Raw genomic sequence first — 11,562 nt, 5'->3', positions numbered from 1 at the left:
ATGCAACCACAAGAGAGCAGTTTTTTTGATAGGGTGCGTCGCCCAACATCAGACGAAAATCATGATATTCAACCGCAGCGCATCGCCGAAGTCGAAGTCGAAGATGAACTGATAGAAGTTGAAGCAGATCAAGAGATGGAGAACGATTTACAGCTAAGTGATGAACTATCTAGTATGCCGCATGAAGCCAGACGGGTTTTGGTCTATTTGATGCGACAGGGAACGATTCTGGCAGCTGAAAATCTAAAACTGTTTGATGTGTTATGTCGTTATGAAACAGTGATTCGCCAGCATCTTGCCGAAGTATATATTCAACTGGTTTTAGATGCCAAACAGGGCGTGGCGTATATTATTAATACTGAAAACATCAATGATGAAAATGACGATACAGCATTATCGGATGATTTCCCTACGCTGATTCGAAAGCGTACCTTAACCTTATATGACACTTTGGTATTACTCATTTTACGGAAATATTATCAGGAGCGGGAAACCGCAGGTGAGCAAAAAATTATTATTGATCTGGAACGAATTCAGGCAAGTTTGACCCCTTTTATTCCGATTACCAATCATGACAGTAAAGACCGTAAAAAACTAAGTGGCACACTAGATAAATTCAGTGAAAAGAAAATTCTCAGTGTAATACGAGGTGAGGATGGGCGTTATGAAATTACACCGATTATCCGTTATGTGGTCAATGCTGAATTTCTACAAAGTTTATTGACCGAATATGAGCAACTGGCAGATAAAGCAGCTATGCATCAATGCGAGCAGAATAAAGGAAAGGTATAATGCAAGAAATGACTTTGGATACTTTATTTGCTCAGGGACAAATTCGTCTGGCTGAGATTTCCGTGTTTAACTGGGGCTCATTCCATAATTTACATACAGCCCGAATTGATCCTGAAGGGACGTTGATTACAGGTGACAATGGTGCTGGTAAATCTACCTTTATTGATGGACTGATGGCATTGTTACAACCTGCCAGCAAAGCCAGTTTTAACGTAGCAGCCGCACAGGGTGACCGTTCAGATCGTTCTTTAGTGACCTATATGCGTGGCAGTTACGGCTCTGAACATGATGGTTCCACTACCAAAGTCAAAAGTAAACGAGAAAAAGCTGTAACCACGGCACTACGAGCCTTGTATATTGCAGAGGATGGTTCTCAGATTACCCTGATTGGCTTGTTTTGGCTTGGACAAGGCAAAAATTCACTCAGTGATGTCAATCGTTTATATATGATAGCCAGTCGCAATGTGTTACTGACTGAAGTATTAGAGATTTTTGCCGATGGTAATACACGCCAACTGAAACAGCATTTTAATCCCAAGACAGATCAGCGTATTCATTATTTTGAAAGTGATTTTAAAAGCTATCAGGATATGTACCGTAAATATTTATTTATGGACAATCAGAATGCACCTGCATTACTTTCCCGAGCATTGGGTTTAAAGAAAATTGATGATTTAACCAAGCTGATTCGGGAATTGGTGTTAGAGCCGAGTAATTTACGAGAAACTGCACAAACGGCGGTGAATGAATTTGCTGATTTGGAAGCCAATTATAAGCATCTGGTGGATACGCGTGAACAGGTGGAGCATTTAGAGCGTTTGCCACAATGTGCTGAACAAATTGCCGAATTGACGCAGCGTTTAGCGCAGCTTCATTTGGAAAAACAATCGATTGCTGCTTATTTTGGTGAATTATTTGCCGCATTATGGACTGAAAAGTTACAGCAGCTTGAACAGGAATTGCTACAACTCAAACAACAATTTCAGCAGATTGAACAACTGGAACAGGATGCAGAGACACGGCAGGAACGTCGTCATGAGGAATATTTACAGTTGGGTGGTCATCAGATTGAAAATCTGCACAAAGAACTGGGTTTTATTACAGATAAACTTAAAAGTCTGGTTGTAGAAGCCTCTCGTTATCAGGACGATGCCCGACAGTTACAACTTGCGGATGATTTAACCGAGCATGCTTTGCTGGAAAATCAGGGCATTGCGACCGAAAAACTGGTCAATATTGAACAGGATACCAAGCAACGTCAGGATGAATTTGCTGAAATCAGTGGCAAATACGCACAAACCCAACAACAGCTCAAGGATATTCAGGCAGATATTCAGGAAATTGAAGCCAGACCCGACAGTAATATTCATGATGTGCATTTATTGCGTTTACGTGATGAATTAAAACAGCATTTATCTTTTGATGAACATGAACTGATGTTTATTGGCGAATTGATTGATGTTAAAGAGCACGAAAAAGCATGGCAGGGAGCGATTGAGCGAGCGTTAGGTGGACTTAAAACCACCTTACTTGTGCCACAGGATCGTTATTCCATGGTGACCAAATGGGTCAATGCACGCAATAATAAAACCCATGTGCGTTTACAGGTGGTCAATCTAAAACAGGTGGAGCATGTCCACTTTAAAGACAATGGTTTTCTCGGTAAATTGCTTTGGCGAGAACACGCCTATCGTGACTGGTTAAAACAGCATTTACAGCGTTTTGATTTAAATTGCGTGAGTGATACCCAAACACTGGATCATATGCCATTTTCCATGACCCAACAGGGCTTGATTCATTTGGAACGAGGACGCTTTGAGAAAAAAGACCAACAACGTATTGATGATCGTAAAGCATGGTGTCTGGGCTTTTCCAACACCTCTCGTCTAAGCTTGCTTAAACATGAATATAGTCAGTTAGAACAACAGTTTAAACAACAGTACCAACAGATTGAACAAGCTCGGCAGTTACTTAATAATGTGAATCAGCAAAAAGGCTTGTGGGAAAGATTGCAGCGTTATCAATGGGATACTATTAATTTACCGTATTGGCAACAACGTCAGCAACAAACCCAACAGGACTTGCAGCGTTTACAGCAGGCAGATTCTGATGCTGAACAGGCTCGCCAGCGTTGGGAAGATGCAAAAAATGAGCTCAAACAGATTCGCTTACAAAAAGGTGAGTCACAAAAAATCCGAGGTCAGTTAGAACAGCAACATCGTGATACCCAGTTAAAACAGCAAAAAGCACAACAAGCAGCCGAGCACGGAATCAGTGATGATGCTCGACAGTTATTGAAACAACGGATAGGCGAAGTCAAACAACTAGATGATGCGTTGCAGGCAGAAGCCGAACGAAAACTTGAGCGTTTAATTGAGCAGGCAAATGACCAAAAAACGACGCTTAGCAATACAGCCAATGGCATTATGGTGTCATTCCGCAGTAAAGATAAATGGGCACATATTCCTTTACAAAGAGAATGGGCGATAGGGCTGGCTGCTTTAGAAGATTATGTTGCCTATTTGCAGGAATTACAGCAGGAGGGTTTGCCGAATCTGGTTGAGCAATTCCAGCAACGTTTGCATAAACACACCGCTCAGTCTTTAAGTGTGATTCAGGATAAATTGAATGCAAATCGGGAAGAAATCATTGACCGAATTGACATGATTAATCAGGTATTACAACGCACGGAATTTAAGCTCGGCAGCTATTTAAGACTGGGCTATAAGAAAGAAAAATATCCACATGTACACGATTTCGAACAACGTTTAAAACAGGTTTTATCTGGCGTGAATAGTGAAGAATATGAACGTCGTTTTAAACACTTGGCGGAGTTAATGGCGATTTTGGACAGAGCCAGTAGCTCGGCAACTGCCAATAATCAGGAAAGTTTACGTTTGCTTGATCCTCGTTATCAAATGTCATTCCATGCCGAAGAAGTGGATGCGCAAACAAGTGAAATAAGGGATGTGTTGGAATCCTCTAGTGGAAAATCAGGCGGTGAAAAAGAATCCTTTGCAGGTACCATTGTCGCAGCAAGTTTAGCTTATGTATTGACACCTGATGGTTATGATTACCCGATTTATAGCACTGTATTTTTAGATGAAGCTTTTTCCAATACCGCTGAAGCAGTTAGTCGTCGTGTGCTAAAAGTATTTAAGGCACTGAAAATACATGTCAATCTGATTACACCCTATAAAAACCTGAATCTGGCACGTGAATCTGCCCGATCATTACTGATTGCTGAACGTGATATTGACCAACATGAAAGTCATTTATGTGAAGTCACATGGCAAGAGATTGATGAACGGATGCAGCAACGCAAACAGACCATAACCACCGAGGCGCAGCAACTTGGAATTGAGCTTCATGGCTAAAACAGTAGCATGGGGAATTTTGCCTGATGATGCCATCGCTCAGTTACGCAAGAAAGAATGGGATCATCCACGGCATTTAAAACAACGTTTGCGCCATCAACGTCCATTCCCGATTGTACTTTCACTCAAAGCCCCGACAGGTCAGCAGGCATTTGCAGATATAGATCATTTCCATACATTTTTTAAGACATGGAAAAATTTTGCCTATCCTGATCTGGTGGAATGGCAACAACGTCAATTTAAACAGTTGGCAACACAGCATGTCCCTGTCAAACTGGTCATTCCTACATTAGATGTCATGGTGGAGTTGTTAGGACAGCAACAGAGACTTAAAAAAATTTCAGACAAAATTTCCTTTCTGTTGCAACAGCTATTTGTAGAGCCACATATAGAATATGCACTATTTTCTACATTAATTGAATATTTAGAACAGATTGAACAATACCCTGAACATGATTGGCAATTACTGATCCACTTGATTGCCCAGCTTAAAGCAAATATGGGCGCAGGGCATTATTTAAGAGCATTGCCTTTACAGCATGTCGATACCAAATTTTTAGAAAAAAATCTGATTTTTGTGGAAGCTATTTGTGATGTCTTGCATCAAGGCGAAATACAAGCAACAGGTGGATTACTCAGTTGGCTTAATTGTCTGGATCATCCTAAAGGCTGGCTAATGATCAAACCCTTATGTGCCAAAGTGCAACAATCATTGGGTGGATTTCCAGTCTTTCAGCTTTCGACTGATGTATTGACAGAATTTGAATTGCCTGCCCAACATATTATTGTGGTTGAAAATATTCAGTCAGGTTTAGCCTTACCTATGTTGGAAAACAGTATCGTGGTCTGTGGCGGCGGTAAAAATATCAAATGGCTCAATGCGGCTTGGCTACAACATAAAAAAGTTTATTACTGGGGTGATCTGGATTCAGAGGGTTTAAATATCCTGAGCATGGTACGCCAAAAAATTCCGGATGTTATTCCTTTAATGATGGATGAAGCCACAGTACTGCAATTTCAGGATAAAATGGTCGATGAACCTGATTCTGTCTTTAGCGAACCGCAATATTTAACAGCAGAAGAGTTGAGTTTGTTTCATGCTTTAAGAAAGAATTGCTATAAAAATAAGCGACTGGAACAGGAACGAATCAGCAATGACTGGATAAATTTATATTTGACAGTAGAGTCGAAGTTATTAAAAAAATGAGGAAATACAAAAATGAGTTCAGGAAAAGTAAGCCGCGAAATTATTGATCGCATGATGTTGATTGGTTTGGATCGGGTCGCAAAACGAAATGCCTTTGATAGTCATATGATTGAGGATTTATCTCTGGCTTTAACCGAATATGAGAACAATCCTGAATTACGTTGCGCCGTGATTTTTGCACATGGTGATCATTTCACGGCAGGTCTGGACCTGGTTGAATTACAACCCAAAATTCCACAGGGCATTTTTAATTTTGAGGAAAGCCAAATTAATCCCTGGGGTGTTGGTGGGCGGCACAGAACAAAGCCTGTCGTTGTCGCAGTACAAGGGATTTGTTATACCGCTGGGGTGGAGTTGATGCTGAATGCCGATGTGGTGATTGCCAGTGAAAACACGGTATTTGGTCAGCTTGAAGTGCTACGTGGGATTATGCCTTTTGGAGGCGCAACAGTGCGTTTTGTGCAAGCCGCAGGTTGGCAAAAGGCCATGCCGTATTTGTTAACAGGTAAGACCTTTAATAGCAAAACGGCTGATCAACTGAATCTTGTGTCTGAGATTGTTGAAAATGGTAAACAATTGCAACGTGCCATCGAAATTGCCAAAGAAATTTGTATTGCTGCACCGCTTGCTGTACAGGCCTTATTGGCTTCGGCAACCGATGCGGTGACACAGGGACAGACTTTTGCATTCCAGAACATGGACAGTTATCTCAAACCATTATTTGCATCGCAAGATGCACAAGAGGGAGTGCGTGCCATGCTGGAGAGACGTTTGCCACAGTTTAAAGGGCAATAAAAACCAGAATTGACAATTCATGCCATGAGGGAGTATCGGTGAATAATTTTAAATCGGTTTATCTTCGTTCAGGTTTATATTGTGACTGGATTTTTTTGAGGGCATGGAACAGGTAGAAATGTCGTTCCTGAGAAAGCCCTAGACCGAAACGGATGGGTTGAGCCGCATCAATAAAGATTTGCCCTTGCTGTTTGTTGGATGAGTTGGCGACATAATTCTCACGGATTCTGGTCACTTCATGCCATTGGAAAGATTTGGATTTTCCTATTTTTCCAATGCCTGTAAAAACACGTCCTCCTTGACGGTCAATGCTTAGTTCCACTTTGCCGAATGTCATCATGAGGGTCATGAATCCAAAAAATAATGTGCCAAGCAGAAATGGAATCCCAAATAGGCTTTGTAAAAGGCTGAACTGCTGCTTTGCGATTTGAGTACCATAAATACCACCCAATGACCCACCTGACCAAATCAGCATAAATGGCACAAGAAAGAACGCGATTGGACTTCTTAGCGTTGCCCCAAGCCTAATTTCCTGCATATTGTTTTTATACCAGGCCCCTTTAGGAGGCTGGTTCAGGTCAAATGCAAATGCAGGCATGTCGAAATGTTCTGAAACACGAAACAGGTGATTGCATGCCTGGCATTTACCCATATCACTTTGAATATTGATATTGTCGTTTGCCACTTCTGTTTGACAGTTTGGACATTTCATTTTTAAAACTTAACTATTTTAATTTTATGAAATTTTAGTATAACACTGACATTTTACATTCATATTCATTTCTTAAATATTAATGAAATGATGATCTTAAATATTTTAAGGCTATCTAAAAAAATAAAACCGACGATTCGAGTGATGAGGAATCGTCGGTCAAAATCTTAATCTGCATTTTGGCTGCTAACAAAAGCACAGACAAAGATTGGAGAGTCATAATGAAAGGTCACCGAAAACGTTGCGGGTGCCGTGCAATGTCCAATCGGTTGCTGCGACCTAATACCCTATATAACGGTGATAGTTGAGGATTGGTTGACATAAAAATGAAAAAAAAGTGAAAAAAAATTATAATTATTTCTCGAAACCGCTCTAGCTAGGTTTATGTTAATGATTTCATTGCGTTTGTACTATATTTGGTTTTTTATTATTTGTCTGGTTTCAACTTTGATTGCTGGGGTATTGGCAGCAATTCTACCCAATAGTATTGGTGGTGTGCTTACCGCTGTTCCTTATTTAATCGCGATTATTTTTGTCTTATTCAGGTTTTTAAAGCAACAGCGCCGCGCCCCAACTGCGCAGGAAAAGAAATGCCTAGCTTTTGGATTTACCCTGATTTTTTGGGGATATAACATTTGTGGTTTATTACTTGGTTTATTTATGTTTTCGGGTAAAGACCCTGAAATCTGGCAGAATTTCTTACTCTATTTAAAACAGCCACAGTTCCTTATCACGGTGTTAGGCATGTGGTTGGTGATTGCCTTACCCTTATTTTTAATTACTTACTGGTTTTATGGACCACAAGCACAAAGAATGGCAAACAAGATGTTTAATTAGGATAAAAAACTTCACTTGTAATTCATGCCAATTTTGCCAAGACTAGGATGCATATCATTTTATAAAGGTTGTGTGATGCAAAAATTAACTGTCCTGATCACGGGCGCCAGTGGTTTTATCGGTTCCTATCTGTTGCCATTTTTATTGGAAAGGCAATACAAGGTCATTGCGCTCACTCGGCAAAAGAATAAAGTTTCTGATCATCCAGATTTAACTTGGGTAAATGACTTTGAACAGATGAGCTCCCAAAAGATTGATTATGTGATCAATCTAGCTGGAGAAAATATTGGGCAAAAACGCTGGACGGAACAGAGGAAGCAACAACTCATTGAAAGTAGGGTTTCTATGACCCAAAGGTTGTACGAGTGGCTGGAGCAAAAGCAGATTTTCCCACAATGCATTCTTTCAGGTTCAGCGATTGGCTATTACGGCATTGATCCACAAGAACAATGGACAGCCATCTGTGATGAAAACACACCACCGCAAACCATTTTTATGTCTGAGCTTTGTCAGGCATGGGAACAAACTGCACTAAAATTTACCCAGCAAAATACCAAGATTATTCGATTGGGCGTTGTGTTTGGAAATGGAGGGATTTTACCGCAAATGCTGTTACCCATTCGCTTAAATGCGGTAGGCAAGATTGGTTCAGGACGGCAGCCAATTGTCTGGATTCATATTCAGGATGTACTCAATGCAATGGTTTTTCTGCTGCAATCGAACAATAAGCAACAGGTTTATAATCTGGTTGCGCCTGAGCAATCCAATCAGCAAGAATTTGTTCAGGTCGCAGGGCAGGTTTTAAAACGTAGGCCTTTTATTCGAATGCCGAAATGTGTCTTTGAACTGGCTTTGGGGGAGCAATCCCAGTTGATTTTAAATGGTCAGTATGTAAAACCGAAAGCATTGCTGGACCAAGGTTTCCAGTTTCAATATCCCGACCTGAAATCGGCCTTGAGCGAAATTTTAGGAAGAGATTAAATCCTGTTTTTTTAAGCGTTCTGGTGAATAGGCGATTGGCGAAACAAGGGTTTCTTGTCCTAGCATTAACTGGCGCAGTAAACGTGCTGAACCTGCTCCCATACACAGTCCGTTACGGAAATGTCCAAAATTGGCCCATAGGTTTTCTATTTCAGGCATTGCGCCAATATACGGAATGCCATGAGGGGAGCTAGGACGTAACCCAGCCCAGCGTTGCACAATCGGGAACTGTTCCAGCTTAGGCACCATTTCCAGACAGGCTGTTAAAATATCTTGTTGTGTTTGTTCATCCACTGTGGTGCTAAAGCCACAATCTGCCATGCTTGAACCGCAAACAATGTGACCATCCTGACGTGGAATCAGATACATTACCCGATTCATACACATGGTGGGCAACCAGTTTTCAGGCGTTTTAAACAGTAGCATTTGGCCTTGTACAGGATGCACAGAGATTTTTCGTTGAACCTGTTCTGACCAGTGCTGGCTCCATGCGCCACAACTCATCACAACATGATCTGCACTAAAGTTTCTGCCATCTTCGGTGTGTACACCTTGTATCTTTTTATTTTGAATGATCAGTTTTTCAATCGGGCAATGTTCAAAAAAACGCACTGAAGAATGCTGTTTTAAATAGCCAATCAGCGATTGTAATAGACGGGGATTACGTACATTGGAGAGCTGTGGAAAATAAATCGCTTGCTGGAATTGTGCTGAAATATGCGGATTAACCCGTTCAAGTTGCTTGCGATTGAGCAGGTCGCATTGCTGCATCGGTTCATTGAATTGGGCTGCGTAACTTAACCCTATGTCGAAATCTTCTCGGTCAAAAATCAGCATGCCTGTATCGTGGATTTGAAAATCAATGCCTGTGATCGGCAGCAGTTTTTCATTCCACATTTGATACAGCGATTTGCCATATTGCGCGAGTTGGTTGACCTCAGGTGCATATCGCCACGGATACATGGGGGAGAGGATACCGCCACCCGCCCATGAAGCAGCCTGACCCGCTTGATGCTGATCAAAAATATCAACTGAGCAGCCTTGTTCAGCAAGCTCCAGTGCAGTCATTAAGCCACTAATGCCTGCACCAATGATGGCGATATGCATAAAAATCTAAACCAAAGTCATAGTTTAATTTCAGCTTAATTTAAACTATTTTAGAATTACTATTAATGATATGCATGGTGGAGTCTTGCCGAGTTCTCATTATATTTCAGGATAAGCCACTTCGTCTTGCGCTTCACCAAAGCTTTAGTCGCTTTGGCTTGCTCAGGCTGGACTTACTTTGGTTTCGCCCAAATGAGAAGCAACGCTTCGCAAGAAAGGCATCTTGCGCTGCTATAATCGCAGCTCACCACAAAACTCGTTGACTACCATCAGCTTGTTGAATGGGTCGCAGAAACGGCATTCTTTTAGTGTCGTCCTGTCTCGAACAATTGTGGATGACGTTTCCGTGTATCCAGTTTCAACATAAGTTCTTATATTGAACTAGCAATAATTATTTCATCTCTTTCAGTTTACGTGCTGCTTCTTCTGCAAAATACGTCCAGATGCCATCTGCACCTGCACGACGGCAGCACATCAAGGATTCCAGAATCACACTGTCCGATAACCAGCCATTTTGAATTGCGCCCGCAAGCATCGCATATTCACCACTGACTTGATAGATAAAGGTTGGGACACCAAAGGTATCTTTGACTTCACGCACAATATCCAGATATGGCATACCAGGCTTTACAATCACCATGTCCGCACCCTCCTGAATATCAAGGGCGATTTCATGCAGGGCTTCGGCACGGTTGCCTATATCCATCTGGTAGTTATATTTATTGCCCCCTTTGAGGTTGCTGGCTGAACCGACTGCATCACGGAATGGGCCATAAAAGCTGGATGCATATTTGGCTGAATACGCCATGATATTGGTATAAATAAAACCATTTTGCTCAAGTGCCTGACGAATCGCACCAATACGGCCATCCATCATGTCACTTGGTGCGACCACATCCGCGCCTGCTGCGGCATGGCTCAATGCCTGTTTGATCAGGCATTCCACCGTTTCATCATTCAGTACATAGCCTGTATTATCAATAATACCGTCCTGACCATGTGTGGTGTATGGATCAAGTGCGCCATCGGTGATCAGCACCATTTCAGGCAATTCTTTTTTAAGCAGGCGGCAGGTGTTTTGAACCAGACCATCTTCATGCCAGGCCGCTTCCGCCATTAAACTTTTATCTTGTTGTGGGGTTACGGGGAATAGGGCAAGTTTGGATACGCCAAGTTCCAGCAGGCTTTCCGCCTTTTTGAGCAATAAATCGGCAGACAGGCGCTGCACATTTGGCATGCTTGGAATATCCTGGCTTTGTTGTTGGCCTGGTAGTACAAATACTGGATAAATCAAGTGATTAGCTGTGAGTTGTGTTTCGCTGACCATGGCACGGAGCTGGTCATTTTTACGGATACGGCGCATGCGAGTCGCAGGGAAAGCTGGACGATTGAACGTATAAGTCATAACAATCTCGATGTTCAGTATTACACTATAGAAATAATTGGCTCATTTAAGGCATGCTGGGGAGAGCTTGGCAGCCTGAACCAATGAAAGAACCTCGCTATTGTAGCCCCATAATTTTAGATTTGTACAAAATAGTGGGATGTTTATCGTTCCTTTGGATGTTGGCAGCGTATGAATGATGTAAAGAAAAACTGGACGGGTAATATTCAGTTGGGTGTGGAAGTAGATCATGCTGTGGTGTTAAAGCAACTTTGTAAATCCTTTCTCTGTACACGACAAAAATAGATAACTCATTGAAATAATGTCACAATAATTGTTTTCTAACGACGAATACTATGACACATCTCAA

At 41.6% G+C, this 11,562-nt stretch carries 9 protein-coding genes; 6 read left to right on the top strand and 3 right to left on the bottom strand.

Going from position 1 to position 11,562, the window contains the following annotated elements:
* Genes B4H32_RS01790 through B4H32_RS01775 form a run of 4 tightly spaced genes read left to right on the top strand, consistent with a single transcriptional unit; the run spans position 1 to position 6,171 of the window.
* Positions 1-792 carry a DUF4194 domain-containing protein gene (locus B4H32_RS01790; RefSeq protein ID WP_004769647.1) on the top strand — a complete coding sequence of 264 codons (792 nt, stop codon included), beginning with the start codon at positions 1-3 and terminating at the stop codon, positions 790-792.
* Positions 792-4,169, top strand: a complete 3,378-nt coding sequence (locus B4H32_RS01785) for an ATP-binding protein (protein WP_286799463.1) — start codon at positions 792-794, stop codon at positions 4,167-4,169. The genes B4H32_RS01790 and B4H32_RS01785 overlap by 1 nt, the downstream gene beginning before the upstream one ends.
* Entirely contained in the window at positions 4,162-5,376 is a 1,215-nt protein-coding gene (locus B4H32_RS01780) for a Wadjet anti-phage system protein JetD domain-containing protein (RefSeq protein ID WP_004799659.1), read from the top strand. The genes B4H32_RS01785 and B4H32_RS01780 overlap by 8 nt, the downstream gene beginning before the upstream one ends.
* 12 nt (positions 5,377-5,388) lie before the next feature.
* Positions 5,389-6,171 (top strand): crotonase/enoyl-CoA hydratase family protein, encoded by a 783-nt coding sequence (locus B4H32_RS01775; RefSeq protein WP_004777338.1) that lies wholly within the window; start codon positions 5,389-5,391, stop codon positions 6,169-6,171.
* Positions 6,172-6,229: 58 nt separating this feature from the next.
* Here the strand turns inward: B4H32_RS01775 and B4H32_RS01770 are convergent, their stop codons facing one another.
* Positions 6,230-6,883, bottom strand: a complete 654-nt coding sequence (locus B4H32_RS01770; RefSeq protein ID WP_286799453.1) for a hypothetical protein — start codon at positions 6,881-6,883, stop codon at positions 6,230-6,232.
* A 390-nt stretch (positions 6,884-7,273) separates the two neighbouring features.
* Here B4H32_RS01770 and B4H32_RS01765 point away from each other — a divergent pair, with 390 nt between their 5' ends.
* Both B4H32_RS01765 and B4H32_RS01760 read left to right on the top strand, forming a co-directional pair.
* Entirely contained in the window at positions 7,274-7,720 is a 447-nt protein-coding gene (locus tag B4H32_RS01765) for an ABZJ_00895 family protein (RefSeq protein ID WP_004682773.1), read from the top strand.
* Between the two features lie 75 nt (positions 7,721-7,795).
* Complete coding sequence (locus B4H32_RS01760) at positions 7,796-8,701, top strand: TIGR01777 family oxidoreductase (RefSeq protein WP_286799447.1); 906 nt, start codon at positions 7,796-7,798, stop codon at positions 8,699-8,701.
* On the opposite strand, the gene thiO is transcribed toward B4H32_RS01760, so the two are convergent.
* Entirely contained in the window at positions 8,687-9,808 is a 1,122-nt protein-coding gene (gene thiO / locus B4H32_RS01755; RefSeq protein ID WP_286799446.1) for a glycine oxidase ThiO, read from the bottom strand. The two genes, B4H32_RS01760 and thiO, sit on opposite strands and share 15 nt — an antisense overlap.
* Positions 9,809-10,199: 391 nt before the next feature.
* Positions 10,200-11,213, bottom strand: coding sequence for a porphobilinogen synthase (gene hemB, locus B4H32_RS01750; protein WP_004682770.1), 1,014 nt, complete (start codon positions 11,211-11,213; stop codon positions 10,200-10,202).
* Positions 11,214-11,562: the final 349 nt, after the last annotated feature.

Source organism: Acinetobacter sp. UBA2063 (genome assembly GCF_002333245.1).
GTDB lineage: Bacteria > Pseudomonadota > Gammaproteobacteria > Pseudomonadales > Moraxellaceae > Acinetobacter > Acinetobacter parvus.
This window is presented reverse-complemented; position numbering and strand designations above follow the sequence as displayed.